Annotated in this window: 15 protein-coding genes; 10 read left to right on the top strand and 5 right to left on the bottom strand. The window is 40.4% G+C overall.

All coding sequences use genetic code 11. From position 1 onward, the window contains the following. The first annotated feature begins 16 nt into the window (after positions 1 to 16). From ACO1XM_RS14895 to ACO1XM_RS14885, 3 genes are read left to right on the top strand one after another with little or no spacing between them, the layout of a single operon-like run. Positions 17 to 562, top strand: a complete 546-nt coding sequence (locus ACO1XM_RS14895; RefSeq protein ID WP_486230379.1) for a DUF1599 domain-containing protein — start codon at positions 17 to 19, stop codon at positions 560 to 562. A gap of 10 nt (positions 563 to 572) precedes the next feature. Continuing rightward, complete coding sequence (locus ACO1XM_RS14890) at positions 573 to 1,679, top strand: BT_3928 family protein (RefSeq protein ID WP_486230377.1); 1,107 nt, start codon at positions 573 to 575, stop codon at positions 1,677 to 1,679. After that, positions 1,676 to 2,191, top strand: coding sequence for a shikimate kinase (locus tag ACO1XM_RS14885; RefSeq protein ID WP_486230375.1), 516 nt, complete (start codon positions 1,676 to 1,678; stop codon positions 2,189 to 2,191). The genes ACO1XM_RS14890 and ACO1XM_RS14885 overlap by 4 nt, the downstream gene beginning before the upstream one ends. On the opposite strand, the gene ACO1XM_RS14880 is transcribed toward ACO1XM_RS14885, so the two are convergent. The 3 genes from ACO1XM_RS14880 to ACO1XM_RS14870 form a co-directional block, all read right to left on the bottom strand. Continuing rightward, on the bottom strand, positions 2,169 to 3,695 hold the full coding sequence (locus ACO1XM_RS14880; RefSeq protein WP_486230373.1) for an OmpP1/FadL family transporter: 1,527 nt from the start codon (positions 3,693 to 3,695) through the stop codon (positions 2,169 to 2,171). The genes ACO1XM_RS14885 and ACO1XM_RS14880 overlap by 23 nt on opposite strands. 24 nt (positions 3,696 to 3,719) lie before the next feature. Further along, positions 3,720 to 4,832, bottom strand: a complete 1,113-nt coding sequence (locus tag ACO1XM_RS14875; RefSeq protein ID WP_486230371.1) for a hypothetical protein — start codon at positions 4,830 to 4,832, stop codon at positions 3,720 to 3,722. Between the two features lie 228 nt (positions 4,833 to 5,060). Beyond that, positions 5,061 to 6,125, bottom strand: a complete 1,065-nt coding sequence (locus ACO1XM_RS14870; protein ID WP_486230369.1) for a hypothetical protein — start codon at positions 6,123 to 6,125, stop codon at positions 5,061 to 5,063. Between the two features lie 160 nt (positions 6,126 to 6,285). Between ACO1XM_RS14870 and proS the strand changes: the two genes are divergently transcribed. The 5 genes from proS to ACO1XM_RS14845 all read left to right on the top strand — a co-directional run bounded on the left by proS (position 6,286) and on the right by ACO1XM_RS14845 (position 10,680). Then, the gene (gene proS / locus ACO1XM_RS14865; RefSeq protein ID WP_486230367.1) at positions 6,286 to 7,764 is read left to right on the top strand and encodes a proline--tRNA ligase; all 1,479 of its coding nucleotides are present in this window, start codon (positions 6,286 to 6,288) and stop codon (positions 7,762 to 7,764) included. Between the two features lie 3 nt (positions 7,765 to 7,767). Continuing rightward, positions 7,768 to 8,175: a DoxX family protein gene (locus tag ACO1XM_RS14860; RefSeq protein ID WP_486230365.1), complete on the top strand. Its 408-nt coding sequence runs from the start codon at positions 7,768 to 7,770 to the stop codon at positions 8,173 to 8,175. Between the two features lie 196 nt (positions 8,176 to 8,371). Continuing rightward, entirely contained in the window at positions 8,372 to 9,064 is a 693-nt protein-coding gene (locus ACO1XM_RS14855) for an SIMPL domain-containing protein (RefSeq protein WP_486230363.1), read from the top strand. A gap of 212 nt (positions 9,065 to 9,276) precedes the next feature. Further along, positions 9,277 to 10,005 (top strand): ankyrin repeat domain-containing protein, encoded by a 729-nt coding sequence (locus ACO1XM_RS14850; protein WP_486230361.1) that lies wholly within the window; start codon positions 9,277 to 9,279, stop codon positions 10,003 to 10,005. Positions 10,006 to 10,113: 108 nt separating this feature from the next. Further along, positions 10,114 to 10,680: a hypothetical protein gene (locus tag ACO1XM_RS14845; protein WP_486230359.1), complete on the top strand. Its 567-nt coding sequence runs from the start codon at positions 10,114 to 10,116 to the stop codon at positions 10,678 to 10,680. Positions 10,681 to 10,791: 111 nt separating this feature from the next. On the opposite strand, the gene ACO1XM_RS14840 is transcribed toward ACO1XM_RS14845, so the two are convergent. Next, positions 10,792 to 12,237, bottom strand: coding sequence for a M48 family metalloprotease (locus ACO1XM_RS14840; protein ID WP_486230357.1), 1,446 nt, complete (start codon positions 12,235 to 12,237; stop codon positions 10,792 to 10,794). Positions 12,238 to 12,531: 294 nt separating this feature from the next. Continuing rightward, positions 12,532 to 14,016: a M28 family peptidase gene (locus ACO1XM_RS14835; protein ID WP_486230355.1), complete on the bottom strand. Its 1,485-nt coding sequence runs from the start codon at positions 14,014 to 14,016 to the stop codon at positions 12,532 to 12,534. Between the two features lie 214 nt (positions 14,017 to 14,230). On the opposite strand from ACO1XM_RS14835, the gene gcvP reads away from it, so the two are divergent. Further along, positions 14,231 to 17,107, top strand: a complete 2,877-nt coding sequence (gene gcvP, locus ACO1XM_RS14830; RefSeq protein ID WP_486230353.1) for an aminomethyl-transferring glycine dehydrogenase — start codon at positions 14,231 to 14,233, stop codon at positions 17,105 to 17,107. 1 nt (position 17,108) lies between these two features. After that, positions 17,109 to 17,621: a hypothetical protein gene (locus tag ACO1XM_RS14825; protein ID WP_486230351.1), complete on the top strand. Its 513-nt coding sequence runs from the start codon at positions 17,109 to 17,111 to the stop codon at positions 17,619 to 17,621. Positions 17,622 to 17,672: the final 51 nt, after the last annotated feature.

The following is a 17,672-nucleotide window of genomic DNA, read 5'->3' as shown; positions in this document are numbered from 1 at the left end:
GAAACAATCCCTTTTTATGATAGAGAAAACTGCCATCGAATATAAACAGGTAATCAGCACTTGCCAAGACTTGTTCGCCAAGAAGACAAAAGATTATGGTACAGCCTGGCGTGTACTGCGCCTACCTTCTATTACCGACCAAATTTATATTAAAGCACAACGCATCAGAAGCATACAAGAAAAAGGCACACAGAAAGTTGATGATCCGATTCGTGATGAGTTTATTGGCATAATCAATTATTGCATCATTGCCTTGATTCAGCTTCAACTGGAAGATGACGCTAAGTTGGAAATGACTTACGATGAACTCAAACCTTATTATGATAGGGCAGTGCAGGAAACTTTCGACCTGCTTCAAAATAAAAACCACGATTATGGCGAAGCGTGGCGTGAAATGCGCGTTACTTCCATTACCGATATTATTTTGATGAAATTACTCAGGGTAAAACAAATTGAAGATAATCAGGGTAAAACGCTGGTAAGCGAAGGGATTAAAGCAAACTATCAGGACATGATTAATTATGCTGTGTTTTGTATGATTAAGTTGTCTACGGCAGAATAAATAGAATACTATGTTTCAAAAAATCACAGATCAGCTTTCTCGTTTTTTTGTTGGAGGTCTTTTCATTTTTTCGGGTCTCATCAAACTTAACGATCCGGTAGGCACTAAAATTAAATTGGAAGAATACTTTGAAGTATTCGCCAGTGATTTCGGCTCATTTTTCCACTGGTTTGTACCTTATGCCTTGGAAATTGCCGTGTTCCTGATTGTACTGGAGTTGGTGCTGGGTGTTGCCGTTCTAATTTATTATAAAATGAATCTGACTACCATTGTTCTGCTTTTGCTGATGGTGTTCTTTACATTCCTCACTTTTTACTCGGCTTACTTTAATAAGGTTACGGATTGCGGTTGCTTTGGGGATGCCATAAAACTTACACCCTGGGAATCATTTACTAAAGACATCATATTGATGTTTCCTGTCTTGCATTTATTCTGGTATAGAAAAAAGTATCAGTCTGTTTTCTATTCAAAAGAAGGGCACATCATCATTGCCTCTTTTACAGCCGTATTTTTATTTTTAGGTGTTTACGCTATTCGTCATTTACCTTTTATTGATTTCCGCGCTTATCGCATTGGCAACAACATTCCTGAGCAGATGCAGCCACAAGAGCAACCCATTATTGAATATATTTTCGAGAAAGATGGTGCCGAAGTAGCTTCGCAGAAGTTTTTACCTGCAACGGAAGGCTATACGTATAAAAGTTCGCGAGTGCTGAATGAAGACAAGACCCTGGCCAAAATTACAGATTATGCTGTGGCCGATGTTGATGGCAATGACGTAACACAGCAGACCTTTGAAGGCGTAAAGTTGTTATTCATTATAGGTGATGTTACCAAAGCAAGCATAGAGAATATGGAGCCTATCCGCAAATTGACTGAAGATCTGGATGGTAAAGCGGACATGATGGTACTCACTTCCTCCACTTCCGATCAGTTTGAAGCATTCAGACACGAGCATCAATTAGCAGTTCCTTATTTTTTCACAGATGCTACCGTATTAAAAACGATTGTTCGTTCCAATCCGGGAATCACCGTTTGGAAGAATGGTACTGTGCTGGGCATGTGGCATCATAATGATACTCCTGAGGCCAATACGATACTTAAATTAATCCGATGAAGATTTTCCTGATCGGTATGCCGGGTTCGGGTAAAAGTACGCTGGGGAAAACCCTGGCGGAAAAACTGATGATGGATTTTTTCGATCTGGATAAGGAAATCGAAAAGCGTGAGGGGATGACTGTACAGGAAATTTTTCACGATAAGGGGGAAGCCTATTTCAGAGCAAAGGAGCAGGAAACCTTACGTGAAATTACAGCGCAGCATCACTCCTACATGATGGCTACGGGTGGTGGTGCGCCTTGTTTCCATCAATCCATAGATTTTATGCTGGCAGCAGGAAAGGTTTTGTTTCTCGACCTTAGCTTATCAACCATTTTTGAGCGTGTTCAGAATTCTACTGACCGACCTTTGTTGGCTTTACAAAGCAATGAAGCATTGATGGAAAGACTTGGCAGGTTACGCGAAGAACGCTTACCCATATACAAACAAGCGCATTATACCATTGAAGAAAAAGATCTCAACCTGCCTTATGTAATGGATTTACTGCTTAGAAAGGAAAACCCACGGTAGCCATAATGTTTGTGTTGCTGATCTTTAGTGCAGCCCGCGGAGAAGGCATGCCAGGCACCGTATATGGAACCCTTCTCCCTTCTGTTTGTGCCTGTGCAAAGGATAAATCGATAAAAAACTTTTCCTGACGTATACCAAGCCCACCGCTAATGGTTTGTATGGTGCGGTCCACATTATCTTCAAAGCGATAAGGATCAGGTTGAAGATTGTAACCAAGTCTTAATCTGAAAATGTCTTTTCTGAATTCGGCACCCACTCTTACGTTTACAACGTCACGATACTGGTTGCTGATGATATTGTTGTCGTAGTCATACGATTCGCCCTGTACATTGGAACTGTATTTAGCCTTGGCATAGTTCACATATTCTACATCGGCAGTGATAAAGCCAAACTCTTGCATAAAAGCAGCACCGGCTGTGAGTTTACCAGGTGTGCTAAGTGTGTATTCTGAAACGAAGGGAACATCAAATTCGGCAAAAGTATTATTTAAAATGAGGCTGTTATCCCCAAAATAATCGAAGTTGTTCCAACGAGCGTCCATACGTGCAGTGTACGAGTCAGAAATATCATATGCAGTAGGTGTTACATACGACAGCCCTACTTGTACAAAATCAACAGGTCTATAGATTGCGCCCAAAGTAAAATTCACACCAGAACCCTGTATGTCAAAATTCTCATCTAACTGAAAGCTTCTTAAGGGATTGTATGATGGGTCATCACTAAACCTGAAATCGGATTCGGTATAGAGCTGATCTTGTGTAAAGCGAATGCGGGAAATCCCCAAGGTAGCGCCAAAGAAGAAAACATCATCGTAATTACCGCCATAAGAAAACGATAACTGGCTTTGTGAACCCTTTCGGGTTACATCCTCACGTTGACGGATAGTTCTTGTTTCGCCAGGTAAAGGAGAGAGCACAGAGCCATAAGAAAGCACACCGTTGTTGTCGTAGTCTTGTAGCAAATAGCTACCATAACCCAAACCAGTCAAGGTATAATAGTAGTCGCCATCAAGATCTTGTGGTGTAAGCGCGTTGCTGTTTGCGTAATCAATAAAGTTGTCGATCAAAGAACTCTGAGTATAATCACCCTCATAAGCGAATTTAGTGTTCAGGTTATTGGTCCTGGAATAGGTAAAAGCGAAGGCTCCGCCCAAAAATTTGTCTTTAGAATAAGATTGTCTTTGAATGTAGCTAAAGCCCGGCATAGAAAATTTACTACGACTATCACTAGATTGATTTCCGCCATAGCTGATGTCCGTTGCATTACTGGCATTGCCTAAAGAAAAAGTAAGTTCAGATCGGTTGTACATACCAAGACCAGCCGGGTTTGACAAGGCTGAACTGTAATCTCCGCCTAAGGCGACCTGAGCGCCACCAAGCGCCTGAATGCGGGCACTTCCTGGTGTTGGCGTTCTGCTGAAAAGCAAAGCATTGTCAACAAAGCTTTGCGCTGTGGCAAGCTTAAGTATAGACAATAAGATACCTGTGAAGAATATTTTCTTCATATAAAGAGAATTGATGGTTAAATTTTAGTTACCGCCTCTTGATGATCTGGAAGGGCTTGAACTACTTCCACTACTTCCTGAAGATGAACTTCTGGTAGGAGCGCTGTAAGAAGGACTACTGGAACGTTGAGCCGGAGCTGAGTAGGTTGAACGCTGTGTAGCATTGCTATTGTTATAGCTGCTGTTGCCACTGTTGCTATTTACTCGGTTCTGTGGAGTGCTATACGTAGCAGTACCAGTGCCGGCAGGTTGTTGCGTAACACGTCTCCATTGTGGAGTATAGTATTCTGTTTGTGCTGCCCGGGTTGACTGCTTAACATTTGCACCATCAGTACTTACAATTCTGGTAGCATTGTTGTTATTGGAGTAGGAGGTAAGACGCGTGCTTCTTGTCGCATTGTTGGCGGAAGGGTCAACAGCATTGTTCGCTCTTGAGCTACGCTTGCCATATACAGCGCCATGATTACCGTTGTCAATAATGATAACAGGACTGTTGTAAAAACCATTTCCGTAGCCATAGCAGTAAGGGTTACCACCCCATGCCCACGGATTACCCCACATAAAGTTGTTATAAGGATTGCCCCATCCATAATTCCAGTTATTGCCCCATCCATAGCTAAAGGATACAGACCAGCCAGATTGGAAAGAGGGATTAAGCCATGGGTTGGTGTTATAGCCCATTAAATAAGGATCGTTGAAAGGCGAATAGTATGGGCTATTCCATCCGTAAATCTGAGGAGCAAAAAAGCCTGTGTTATACAACTGACTTGCATTCCAGGCAGAGAGATTATTGTTAAAGTTATTAAAACTATTGGCAGGTGTGTATTGATAATTCTCTACGAAATAGTCTTGCTCTTCAGTAGCTACCATTTCTGATTGCGACCTGGCTATGAACTCAGGGTTAGTATTGTTTGATTGACTAGGAACCGCCTGGTTTGTATTGATAGGATAATCAAATCGTAATTGCTTTTCGCCACGGGCTATCGCCTGCGCGTTTTGTTCTTGCGAAACCTTTTCCTTTTGCTCGTTAAGCTTAGCACGATCTTTCTTCTTAAAGTACATATCGTCATGTTCAACCTGTGCGAACAAACCAGTAGAACAAATCATTAAGCCAGCAAAAATTACAGTAGTTTTCATAAGTTGCGCGGTTTATACTCTAAATAACGAATATAGAATCCAAAAGTGTACGAAATTTAGGCAATTTTAATCGAATTTTAATAACTAATTGCTTAACTCCAGTTCATCTCACTCATCTTCAAAAACAAAAATTCCACCAAAGAAATTCAACATTCGGTAAGATTTCTGGCGGCAGAACATTGAATTGGTAGTTATGGTCAAAGTTCAACCTGCCAACCAAGAAGCAGCCTAGTTACTGCCTCTTGATGACCTTGAGGGACTACCTCCGCTTGAAGAACTTCTTGAAGTATTACTGCTGGCAGGACTACTCGAACTTTGCGATGGTGCAGCCGTTGAACGTTGGTTTAAGGAATTTGAGCTCGAACGATTGGTTGAAAAACTACGATTTTCAGGGCTACTCATCTTACTACTTGGATAGTTATCTGTATTCACGGTGTTTTCCAAGGATTGTTGTGTCACCCTCTTCCATTGCGGAGTGTAGTATTCCAGTGCAGTCGTGCGTGTCTTTCTGGCGTTTGTTGTTTTACTGCTGGCCATTGCATCAGTACGGTGAGTATTAAACACGCGTGAATTACGGTTAGACGCTGTTTGAGCTAATTCTACGTTCTGACTGCGAGAACTACGTTTCCTTTGTATAGAAGATCCCACATGATCGTCATTGAAAGCTGTCGAAGGATACACGTAACTATTCGGATATTGATTATGATACATACCGAATGGATTTGACATGGACTGATTCCATGACCATGCCCCTGAACTTACATAGCAAGACATAAGGGATACATTATACCATCCATTTGAATAAAAAGGATTCATCCAACGGTTTCTATATGGATTGAAGAATTGATCATACATAAAAACGTTTTGATAAGGATTTCTCCAGGGATTCATGTAAGGAGAAAAGTACATATCATAATACCATGAGCTTCCATAAAGAGAAGCTATATTCAAATTAATGAAGTTGGTGTCGAAGTTCGAGTTATATCTATAGTTGGAAAAGTAATATTCAGTATTCTCACCACCATCAGTACCTGTTCGAGAAAGGTATTCTGGATTGATAGAATGTGCGAGCTGCTCATCAACTTTATTGTTATAGTTACTAGATTGATCAAAACGAAGATTCTGTTTATCCTGTTCTATCGCCTCTAATTTTTCCTGAGCAGCTTGTTCCCTCAGATTATTAAAAATTATACGATCATTCTTTTTAAAGTACATATCGTCATGCTCAACTTGAGCGAACAAAACTATTGTTGAACAGAACATTAAGCCGGCTAGAATTAGAGTAGTCTTCATAAGTTGCTTGATTTATGCTACAATAACGGTTAATGAAAACAAAGATATTCAGGGCCTAAAGAATTTTAATGGCATTTTAATATCTTAATTGTTTAACCGGGGTTCAGAAAAGTAGACTTTCAGAACTTATATTTGCACCTCTTTTTCAACTATAAAAAATATGGCAAAAGGCATTCCGACCCGTAACGAAGATTATTCACAATGGTACATAGAATTGGTTAAACAGGCAGATTTGGCTGAAAATTCTGATGTGCGCGGTTGCATGGTTATTAAGCCGTACGGGTATAGCATTTGGGAAAAAATGCAACAGGCACTTGATAAGATGTTTAAAGACACAGGTCACGTGAATGCCTATTTCCCTCTTTTTGTGCCCAAGAGCATGTTTGAGGCTGAAGAGAAAAACGCAGAAGGCTTTGCCAAGGAATGTGCCATTGTGACGCATTATCGTTTAAAGGCAGATCCTAATAATAAGGGAAAGCTCATTGTTGATCCAAATGCCAAACTGGAAGAAGAATTAGTTGTTCGTCCGACCAGTGAGGCTATCATCTGGAGCACCTATAAAAAATGGATTCAGTCGTACCGCGACTTGCCTATTTTAATAAACCAATGGGCTAACGTTGTGCGCTGGGAAATGCGCACCCGCTTGTTCTTACGCACCGCAGAATTTTTATGGCAGGAAGGCCACACAGCACATGCCACCAAGGAAGAAGCCATCAAAGAAACAGAGCAGATGCTGGATGTCTATGCCACCTTTGCAGAAGAGTTTATGGCCATGCCCGTAGTGAAAGGCAGAAAATCGGAGAATGAACGTTTTCCTGGTGCCTTAGATACTTACTGTATTGAAGCCATGATGCAGGATGGAAAAGCCTTGCAGGCTGGAACCTCACATTTTTTGGGTCAGAATTTTGCGAAAGCATTTGATGTAAAATTTTCTAATAAAGAAGGTAAGCTGGAAGAAGTATGGGGCACTAGTTGGGGGGTAAGTACGCGCTTAATGGGTGCACTCATCATGGCGCACTCCGATGACGATGGTTTAATCATTCCACCTAAGTTGGCACCTATTCACGTAGTGATTGTACCGATTTTTAAAAGCGATGAAGAATTTGCGCGCATCAGCGAGAAAGCGGAGGGCATTGCTAAAGAACTGCGTAAGCAGGGCTTCTCAGTTAAGTACGACAACCGCGATACACAAAAGCCAGGCTTCAAGTTTGCCGAATGGGAATTGAAAGGGGTGCCTGTGCGCATCGCCATTGGTCCACGCGACCTGGACAATGGAACCGTTGAAGTAGCCAGACGTGATACGAAGGAGAAGCAGGTAATGCAGATGGAGGATATCACTACATCCATCCCTACCTTGTTGGATAATATTCAGCAGAATATCTATCAGCGTGCGTTGAAATTCAAGACAGACATGACAACACGTGTTGAAACTTTTGATGAGTTTAAAAAGGTGCTGGAAGAGAAAGGCGGTTTTATTGCTGCACACTGGGATGGTACTGCCGAAACTGAACAGAAAATTAAAGAAGCAACCAAAGCAACCATTCGCTGCATACCATTGGATGCAGTAGCAGAAGAAGGTAAATGTATTTATTCAGGCAAGCCTTCAAGCAGAAGGGTGTTGTTTGCTATGGCGTATTAAGCGATGAGACTACTGTCAACACAAATAAAAGAGAATGCGGTTCACTTTGCCTTGTTGTTATTAAGACTATCAGCAGGTATCTTGATGATGCTACATGGTTATGGTAAGCTTATGCACTATGCAGAACGCAAAGATAAGTTCATGAATTTTATGGGGCTTGGCAGTGCATTTTCATTGGCACTGGTCATCTTCGCTGAATTTTTTTGCTCGGCTCTGCTAGCCGCTGGCTTGCTTACACGCCTGGTTTTAGTGCCCCTGATTATTACGGCACTGGTTATTGTTTTTAAGGCACATAATGGCGAAATTTTTGGCGATGCCGAAACAGGGTTTCTTTACCTGATAAGTTATGTGGTGATTTTTACAACAGGACCCGGTAAATACAGTGCGGATAAACTATTATTAAAAAAGTAAAAGCATTTATAAGCAAGAGAAAAAACAGGCTACTGTCAGGTGGCCTGTTTTGTTTTATTAATTTGGAAAGCTGAGTAAAATCTAGCGATATTGATAAAGTACAGCATTGATGTAACTTGCGGGAAAAAGTAGTAAGAAGTATATAGATAGGCTCGTTGCCAGTAATTATTTAACCGTAATAATAAAGATGGATAATATGAGAAAATTATTTTTGGCACTTTTAGTTATTCCTTTTTTGGCGAATGGACAAAATGGGGACAAGAATTTTATAGACCAGAATTATGTTGAAGTAACGGGTAAATCCGAAATGGAGATAACTCCTGATTTAATTTACATTAAAATTCTGATCAATGAGAAAGACAATAAAAACAAAAGCCCGCTTGCTGACAGAGAAAATGCAATGATTTCAAAATTGAAAGAAATTGGAATCGATATAAACAAGGACTTATTGATAAAGGACATATCGAGTAATTTTAAATACTACTGGTTGACAAAAAGTGAAATCTTGCTAGCAAAAGAATATCAGTTACTGGTTAGAGATGGCAAGACAGCAAGCAAAGTTTTTATTGAACTTGAAAACATAGGTATCTCAAATGTTTCTATTGACAAACTTGATAACAGTAATATCCAGAAATACAGAAAAGAAATAAAAATTGATGCCATAAAGGCGGCAAAAGAAAAGGCAGAATCGTTAGCAAATGCGATTGGACAAAATATAGGTAGAGCAATTTATATTCAAGAATTAGAAGGTGGGGTACCAACTGTTTCAAACCGAATTATGATTAGGGGGGCAAGCTCGATTTATGGAGCGAGAGCACCTGAACCTGAGATTGACTTTGAAAAAATAAGTCTTGCATATTCAATAATTTGCAGGTTTGAATTGAAATAGAGAAAAAGAAGATCTCGGCAGCAAGTATATTGAGCGACAGATACGAAATATTAAGTGTTTTCTGCCCTTGTTAGTGATAAGCATTGTATGATGTGTGAATGCAGAGAAGCGATGGTCTCTTTGAATAATCTTTGTGGGCATATCGAGTATTCAAAACTGCACTCAACAGCACAATTACAACGAGATAAATTAATGATTCTTTAAATATTTATATGAAACTATTTACCTTTTACTTATTACTCATCACATCAAGTGGCGTTGGTCAAAATATTTTCAAGGCAATAGAAAGCAAGGACTATGCAGGTCTGGAAAAAATGCTAAAAGAAGGAACATCTACAGCACAATTCAACGACAAAGGACTTACGCCATTATGGATGGGGGTATCTAAAAATGACACGACTGTTGTTAAATTACTGCTTACCTATAAAGCTGATATCAACCTTACTGAGAAAAACGGAATGCATCCAATTATGATTGGGTGTCTTGCTGATTCTTATGAAAGTGTTCGGATATTAATTGCAAGAGGAGTAGATGTAAATTGGAGATCGCCAGCCTCAAGAAATCAACAACCAATAAGATTTGCCTCTCAGGGTGGCTCCTTAAGACTGGTTAAACTGCTGCTAGCCCATGGAGCAGATATGGAATCCACTCCAGACGACAAAGCCACACCACTGCTTGCGGCACTTCACGCAAAAAAGTTCGATATTGCAGAGTACTATTTTAAGAATAACGCAAATGTTTATGTAATCGGAAGAGATGGTGAGACGGTAATTCACGAAGCCATTAAAACCGGAAACCCTGAAATGGTTAGACTTGCAATTAAGTATAAAGCTCCATTAAATATTAAAGACCCAGAAGGGAAAACAACTATGCAGCTAGCAAAAAAGGGTGGGAATGCTGAAATAAAAGAATTGATAAAGAATGCTCTAGACACAAAATGAAATGAATTTGTACTAGGTTAATAATATGTAGAACAGGAGGTAGGCAATTTTTTTTGGAATCCTACTATTTTTTTTGGCCTAGCCTCAATAAGAATTTGTAAAGCACGGATGAAAGAATTTCTTAGAAAAATTAAAATAATCGACAGTTTCAAAACTGAAATTGAAATTCAGAAAAGTGAGTTTGTAGCAAAATTCAGAAAAAATGTTGATGAAGGAAGTATCGGAATTATTTCAGATACTTTTGATGTGTTTTCATCAAGCGAAAATCAATTTAAAGGACATGTGGGCTTTGATAATTTCAAGATTAAGCGAAAGAAAAGATTCTTCGATATGAATGTGAATTTAGCGGTAGCGGAAGGAAGTTATAGACAAAGAGAAAATACTTTGGTAATTGAAGCGGAGATTAACGGTTTTAGTGGTATGATGATTCCGTTTTACATCTTCGCAATTGTATTCTATACAATTTTTATTATTACGCTTTTTTTTGCTGATACCATGGGAGATCCTGAAGCGTTTTTCATATTGCCATTTATATTATTTCATGCTGCTTTCATGTTCGGAATTCCCTACTTTTTAATGAGAAGGAGTACCAGTAAATTGAAATACGACCTTGAAAGGGAATTCTTTTATCTAACCAAAGATAGAGGATCGAACGATGTGGGGTATAGGTCTTGATATAAGCAACACTCGAGTTGTAATCTACAATAGTATGTAGGACACCTACAATTCTCATTAACATAAAGTTTTAGAACACACGAAAATTGAAGTGCAGCAGAAGGTTTGACGCTATTTTTCAACCACTTTGATCAACGTGCCCTTAGTCAGTTGTTCATTTAACTGCATTCCGTTTAATACCGCCAATTCTTCAAATCGACTTGCTGACATCTTGAAATGCTGAAAGGCAGCTTGTGCCGTCATCTGTTGAGGCACTGCTTTTATCCGGATTACTTCAGGCTTCCTATTTAGTTTTTCTGAATTAGTGAGTGATTTAAAATTCTGTACGGTGGAAAGAAAGACAGTTTGGTAACTATTGAATTTGGATAGTTCAGTAATTCCCATCAAACTGTAAATATTCCCATCATATTGAATGAGTGACGAGAGCAAGCGGATTGTACCACCTTCTTGCTTTTGATCAGCAATCATCAATATAGCGTTTAGCCCATTGATGTTTTCTTTTTTTGACTCGATCAGGGTAAGTTTATATTGTTCCAATAACTGACTGGCAGTTTCTTCCAGCGAGCCTTTACCTGCAATCATCATCATCAGTAAGGCTTCTCCGTTATCGGGAGCCATTTGTACTTGCTGTGGTGTATTTTGTAGTTTCCATCCGTTGGGAATTGAAAATTGAAATTTGAGATCAGGATGATAAAATATATTATTCTCAACAAATCCTTGTCTAGGGTCTTCACCCAGAATTAATCCGTCAATAAGCCTTAAATAGTTTTCTCTGTTAACTTTCGGATTGGTTAATTTTAGTTTGGTTTTCCATTGTCCTGCCAGTTTGTCCACGGTGATGTTACGCTCCTCCGGTGAAGGATGTGTAGAGAGGAACTCAGGAATTTTCTCTCCACCGCCTGCCTTTTCTTGTCGCTCCAGTGTCTTAAAAAAGCCTGCCATTTCGGAAGCATCATACCCAATACGGGAAGAATATTCCACACCCAGTTTATCCGACTGCCTCTCCGCGTCTCTTCCAAAGCTCATGAGGGCAAGTTGCATTCCGGCAGAAAGGGGTTCTACAAATTGAGAAAGCTCAGGCACCAGTATCACTCCGGCAATAATTCCGAGTTGACCCAACATGGCATTTCTCTGTTGTATTACGGAGTGGCGTGCCGTGATGTGCCCTATTTCGTGACCTAATACACCAGCAAACTCAGCTTCGTTATTGAAGTGCGCCATAATGCCGCGAGTAAAATACACATAGCCACCAGGGGTAGCGAAGGCATTTATAACAGGAGAATCTACAATTTTGAATTGATAGACCAGTTTTGAGCGGTGCGAAACCTTTACCATCTCCTGACCTTTTTCGTTGATAAATTTTTGTAGTGCAGGATTATCATACGATCCAAAGAAGGCCATCACCTGTGGATCTGATTCTTTGCCCATAGCGATTTCTTGTCCTTCCGACATCATTACAAATTGTTTCTTTCCTGTTACCGGATTTATAGCGCAACTTGACATGAGAATCAGGAGGAAAGTAATGGCAACTTGCCGAATAGTGAATAACCCCTTCATATTTTTATGTTTCTGAGTAATCAGAATAGGCAAAGGTCAGGCCATGACTTGATAGAATGATTTAGCAATTTTAAATTTTGAGACTAGCAGCAAGATTAGCAAGGAAGTAATTAGATAATGCCAGGTCCGAAAATAGTTTTTTTGTGCCCAAAGAATTTTTATGTGATAATCGATTAAGTAACTTCTTAATGATTGTGATTTATGTCATTCTGTTGGATTAAAAACCAATTAGCAGATTAAAGCAAAACAGGCTGCCATTGGCAGCCTGTTTTTGTTATCATATTGAATATTTGATTACTTCTTATCAACCGTTAATCGATTATCGCGATTGGCAATTTCCCAGGCAGTGTAGAAAACCAATTCAGCACGCTGCTTCAATAAATCAAATTCAATTTTATCTACTTCATCACTTGGTTTGTGGTAGTCTTCGTGGATACCATCAAAATAGAAAATGATTGGAATATTGTTTTTAGCAAAGTTCCAATGGTCACTGCGGTAGTAAATTCTATCCGGATGGTCTTCTGCATTGTATGTGTAATCGAAAGCTAACTTCGTGTAGGTGTTGTTAGTACTTTCGCTCAAATTATGTAACTCAGTAGAAAGACGATCGGAACCAATCATATACACATAAGGTGTTTTGTCTTTGTGTTGCGGATCAGTACGGCCGATCATATCAATGTTTAAGTTTACAACAGTGTTGGCCAAAGGATAAATTGGATTCTTGGTGTAATAATCAGAACCCAATAAACCTTTTTCTTCCCCCGTTACAGTCATAAATAGAATGCTTCTGCGAGGGCCTTTGCCATCTTTCTTGGCTTGTGTAAAAGCTTTTGCTAATTGCATAACGGCAACAGTACCAGATCCATCATCATCTGCACCGTTGTTGATGCGATCGCCATCACCGGAAGGTAACATACCAATGTGATCGTAATGAGAGGTGATGACAACAATTTCATCTTTTTTATCGGTTCCTTCTAAAAAACCTAAAACGTTTGAGGTCTTTAAAGGAGTAAATGTTTGGGCAATAGAGAAGGAGAGGGTAGAGGGTTTTACTTTGGCCACCTTCTTATCAGCAATCGCCTTCTTCAATTTGTCAGCAGAAGTTTTCAACAACTTTTCTGCAGAAGCTGGCGATGCCACAAACATGCCCAGATTTGCAGATGCTTTGTTAGATACACTTAAACGTCCGCTGGAGAAGCGTTTTAGCATACCCGACAATTGATTGAATTCGTCCTGATTATCTGAAAAGGCAACAATCAAAGACGCGCCTTTTTCGCGAAGACTGGTAATGGTTGTATTGCTACGCAAAGAAGCATTAGCATCTAATAAAATAGCTACTGCTTTGCCTTTAATATCTATACCCTTTAAATCCTCATCAGTACCCTTGCCAACAAAAACGAGGTCAAGTGTTTCAGTACCTTTAGATTCGCCAGAGCCGTAATAAGTATACTCTTCAAATTCCTTGAGTTCGCCAGCCTGACTTTTTACAGAAATTTTAGGTGCTCCGGTTGTGTATAACTCTACCGCTTGCTGGTAGCCACCATTTACAGGTGCCACAAGTCCGAGTTCTTCAAAGTGCGCACTGATGAAGGCTGCTGCCATTTTTTGGCCTCTTTTGCCTGTTTCGCGACCTTCCATGGCATCTGAAGCCAGAATGCTGAGGTTTTCCTTAAGGTCAGAGGCGGTAATTAGCGCACCATATTTTTGCGCAACGGGGTCTTGGGCCTTTAAGCCAAGGCTTAAAATCAGGCCAAGTCCCAACAGATAGGTTCTTTTCATGTTTACTAATCGGTTAAAGTTCAAAGATGCTCAGGTTTTACATTTTTTTGGGTGGATCAATCGTTTTTTATACGACTGGCAAAATCTTTTAAAATTATGACTTAAATCGTATGAACTCTCCTAACAGATTAAGGTTTTAGAAATTACCTTTGCGGCACTTTTACTAACCCCTAGAGGGTGGTGAAAGTGGATAACTTAAGAACTACCTAACAAAATGAAAATAGATTCAACGTATTCCGAAAAATTTGAAGGGCGCCACATTGGCCCGGATGCCAGACAAACAGCTGAAATGCTGAAAGTTGTGAAGGCAGCTTCTGTAGACGAACTGATTGCTCAAACCGTGCCTGCTAACATCAGGCTGAAGAAGCCTTTAGCTTTACCAGCGGCACAATCGGAATTTGAATTCTTGAAAAGCTTTAAAAAACTTGCTTCTAAAAACAAGGTCTTCAAATCATACATCGGAACGGGGTATTATAATACGATTACACCTGGAGTTATTCTTCGCAATATTTTGGAGAATCCGGGATGGTATACGGCCTACACACCATATCAGGCAGAAATTGCTCAGGGTCGTTTAGAAGCCTTGATTAATTACCAGACTATGGTTATTGATCTGACAGGCATGCAAATCGCCAACGCTTCGTTATTAGATGAAGCAACTGCTGCAGCTGAAGCCATGCACTTGATGTATGCTTCGCGCAAAGCCTCAAAGAAAAATGCCCATAAATTTTTTGTTGATCAAAACGGTTTTCCGCAAACTATTGATTTATTAAAAACACGTTCAGCACCTATTGGTGTTGAGCTTGTGGTAGGTGATATCAAAAAACTTGATATTACGGATGCCAATTTGTTTGCTGTGTTTGTGCAAAACCCTGACAGCGATGGCGCCATTCACGACTATACGGCATTTAATGCTGCTGCACATGAGAAAGATGTATTTGTGGTAATGGCTGCTGACATCCTGAGTTTAGTGTTGATGAAATCACCGGGCGAAATGGGTGCAGATGTAGTAGTAGGTTCAACACAGCGTTTTGGTGTACCGATGGGCTTTGGTGGTCCGCATGCTGCCTACTTTGCTACTAAAGATGATTTCAAGCGTCAGATGCCAGGCCGTATTATCGGTGCATCAATTGATGCATCGGGTAATCCGGGTTATCGTATGGCCTTGCAAACACGCGAACAACATATTCGCAGAGAGAAGGCCACATCAAATATTTGTACAGCACAAGTATTGTTGTCAGTAATGGCAGGCATGTATGGTGTTTACCACGGACCAGAAGGCTTAAAGAAAATAGCAGGCCGTGTTCATGGTTTGGCTAAAAATCTTGCCGTAGGTGTTGAAGCATTAGGTTACAAGCAAGTGAACGAAAATTATTTCGATACTTTAAAAATTGCAGTTACAGATAAGAAAGCAATCGAAAAAGAAGCAGTGAAGCATGAGGTTAACCTACGTTACCATGCTGATAATTTTGTAGGTATTTCTATTGATGAAACAACATCGCAAAGCGATGTGGAAACCCTGCTTCAGATTTTTGCAACAATTCCTGGTAAAACAGTAAGCACAAAAAATACAACAGGAACACTGGCCTGGCCTGCATCGTTAGTGCGAACCTCTTCATTCATGACGCACCCAGTGTTCTCCTCACATCATTCAGAGCATGAGATGTTGCGTTATATCAAGCGCCTGGAGAACAAAGATTTGTCGATGGTGCATTCTATGATTTCATTGGGCTCTTGTACCATGAAGCTGAACGCCACGGCAGAAATGATACCTGTTACCTGGCCTGAGTTCGGAAACATCCATCCTTTTGCTCCGGCAGATCAAACCTTAGGTTATAAAGAATTGACCAGCAATCTTGAAGAATGGTTGAAAGAAATCACTGGTTTTACGGGAGTATCTCTTCAGCCCAACAGTGGTGCACAAGGTGAGTATGCTGGCTTAATGGTTATTCGTGCCTATCACCAAAACCGTGGTGATCACCATAGAAATATTGCCTTGATACCTTCATCAGCACACGGTACCAACCCTGCCAGTGCAGTAATGGCTGGTATGGAAGTAGTGGTAACAAAATCAGATGAAGAAGGTAAAGTAGATGTAGCTGATTTAAAAGCAAAGGCAGAACAATACAAAGATCGTCTGTCATGTTTGATGGTAACCTATCCATCAACACACGGGGTATTCGAAGAAGCGATTACAGAAATATGCGAGATCATTCATCAGTATGGTGGTCTTGTTTATATGGATGGTGCCAACATGAATGCGCAGGTAGGCTTAACGTCACCTGCCAACATCGGTGCTGATGTTTGTCACCTGAATCTTCATAAGACATTCTGTATTCCTCATGGTGGAGGTGGACCTGGCATGGGGCCGATCTGCTGTAACGATAAACTAAAAGATTTCTTACCAGGTCATGCAGTGGTGAAGACAGGTGGTTCACAAGCCATCAGTGCAGTGTCTGCAGCACCATGGGGTAGTGCCAGCATTCTCACGATATCATATGCCTACATTGCCATGATGGGTGGAGATGGTCTAACCAATGCAACGAAGTATGCAATATTAAATGCTAACTATATTAAGGAGCGTTTGAATGGGCACTATAAAATTTTGTACACCGGTACGAACGGTCGTGCAGCACACGAAATGATTGTGGACTGCCGCGACTTCAAAAAAGCTGGTGTAGAAGTAGAAGATATTGCCAAGCGTTTGATGGATTATGGATTCCATGCGCCAACGGTATCTTTCCCGGTAGCGGGTACTTTAATGATAGAGCCAACAGAGAGCGAGCCTAAAGAAGAGCTGGATCGCTTCGTTGATGCCTTGATCGAAATCAGAAATGAAATTCGTGAAATCGAAGAGGGCAAATATGATAAAGACGAAAACGTATTGAAGCATGCACCTCATACAGCAGCAGTGATTACAGCCGATGAGTGGACAAGACCTTATAGCAGACAAAAGGCAGCCTACCCGCTTGCGTTTGTAAAAGACATGAAGTTCTGGCCAAGTGTGAGCCGCGTAGACAATGCTTACGGAGACAGAAACCTGGTGTGCAGCTGTTTGCCTATTGAAGAGTATGCCAACGCAGAAGCATAACATGATCAATATAATTACAAATACAGCAGAGCCATTTCCTTTCAGGAGATGGCTCTTGTTCTTTTTTCTGAGTGTATTAATTTCAACGGTAGGCTATGCGCAGCCAAGGAAGCAGGCCATTTATCAGGGTTTTCCTTCTTTAGTGTGGCCTAAACTCTACAATATTCAGTTTATACCCAATGCCGAAGATTTTGAAGGTTTGGATAAGCCGGTTTTTAATGATGCGGTAAAAGCATTAAATGGTAAAGAAGTTACCTTGCCCGGCTACCTGGTGCCCTTTGAAGGAGGTCTGTTAAAATCAAATCATTTTATGTTATCGTCACTGCCCATCAATGTTTGTTTTTTTTGTGGCGGTGGAGGGCCTGAAACGGTAGTCGAAATTTTCTCAGTGAATCAGGTGAATTACACAGAGAAGCCTGTAGAGTTTAAAGGCAAGCTTTTTTTGAATGATAAAAATCCCGGTCAGATGATTTACGTACTGACCAGCGCTGAATTTTTGGGCGAAATTGAGTAATACCTTACTCAGGAAAAGTTGCTACTGCAAATCAGGTATTGCATCCGTATT

Source organism: Chryseotalea sp., from assembly GCF_057350905.1.
This window is presented reverse-complemented; position numbering and strand designations above follow the sequence as displayed.

Excerpts from the sequence above, each read along its gene's own strand:
- ACO1XM_RS14840 (WP_486230357.1), bottom strand. The coding sequence starts at position 12,237 with ATGAAGGGGTTATTCACTATTCGGCAAGTTGCCATTACTTTCCTCCTG.
- ACO1XM_RS14875 (WP_486230371.1), bottom strand. The coding sequence starts at position 4,832 with ATGAAAACTACTGTAATTTTTGCTGGCTTAATGATTTGTTCTACTGGT.
- ACO1XM_RS14825 (WP_486230351.1), top strand. The coding sequence starts at position 17,109 with ATGATCAATATAATTACAAATACAGCAGAGCCATTTCCTTTCAGGAGA.
- ACO1XM_RS14880 (WP_486230373.1), bottom strand. The coding sequence starts at position 3,695 with ATGAAGAAAATATTCTTCACAGGTATCTTATTGTCTATACTTAAGCTT.
- ACO1XM_RS14850 (WP_486230361.1), top strand. The coding sequence starts at position 9,277 with ATGAAACTATTTACCTTTTACTTATTACTCATCACATCAAGTGGCGTT.
- ACO1XM_RS14845 (WP_486230359.1), top strand. The coding sequence starts at position 10,114 with ATGAAAGAATTTCTTAGAAAAATTAAAATAATCGACAGTTTCAAAACT.
- ACO1XM_RS14890 (WP_486230377.1), top strand. The coding sequence starts at position 573 with ATGTTTCAAAAAATCACAGATCAGCTTTCTCGTTTTTTTGTTGGAGGT.
- ACO1XM_RS14885 (WP_486230375.1), top strand. The coding sequence starts at position 1,676 with ATGAAGATTTTCCTGATCGGTATGCCGGGTTCGGGTAAAAGTACGCTG.
- ACO1XM_RS14895 (WP_486230379.1), top strand. The coding sequence starts at position 17 with ATGATAGAGAAAACTGCCATCGAATATAAACAGGTAATCAGCACTTGC.
- proS (WP_486230367.1), top strand. The coding sequence starts at position 6,286 with ATGGCAAAAGGCATTCCGACCCGTAACGAAGATTATTCACAATGGTAC.
- ACO1XM_RS14855 (WP_486230363.1), top strand. The coding sequence starts at position 8,372 with ATGAGAAAATTATTTTTGGCACTTTTAGTTATTCCTTTTTTGGCGAAT.
- ACO1XM_RS14860 (WP_486230365.1), top strand. The coding sequence starts at position 7,768 with ATGAGACTACTGTCAACACAAATAAAAGAGAATGCGGTTCACTTTGCC.
- ACO1XM_RS14870 (WP_486230369.1), bottom strand. The coding sequence starts at position 6,125 with ATGAAGACTACTCTAATTCTAGCCGGCTTAATGTTCTGTTCAACAATA.
- gcvP (WP_486230353.1), top strand. The coding sequence starts at position 14,231 with ATGAAAATAGATTCAACGTATTCCGAAAAATTTGAAGGGCGCCACATT.
- ACO1XM_RS14835 (WP_486230355.1), bottom strand. The coding sequence starts at position 14,016 with ATGAAAAGAACCTATCTGTTGGGACTTGGCCTGATTTTAAGCCTTGGC.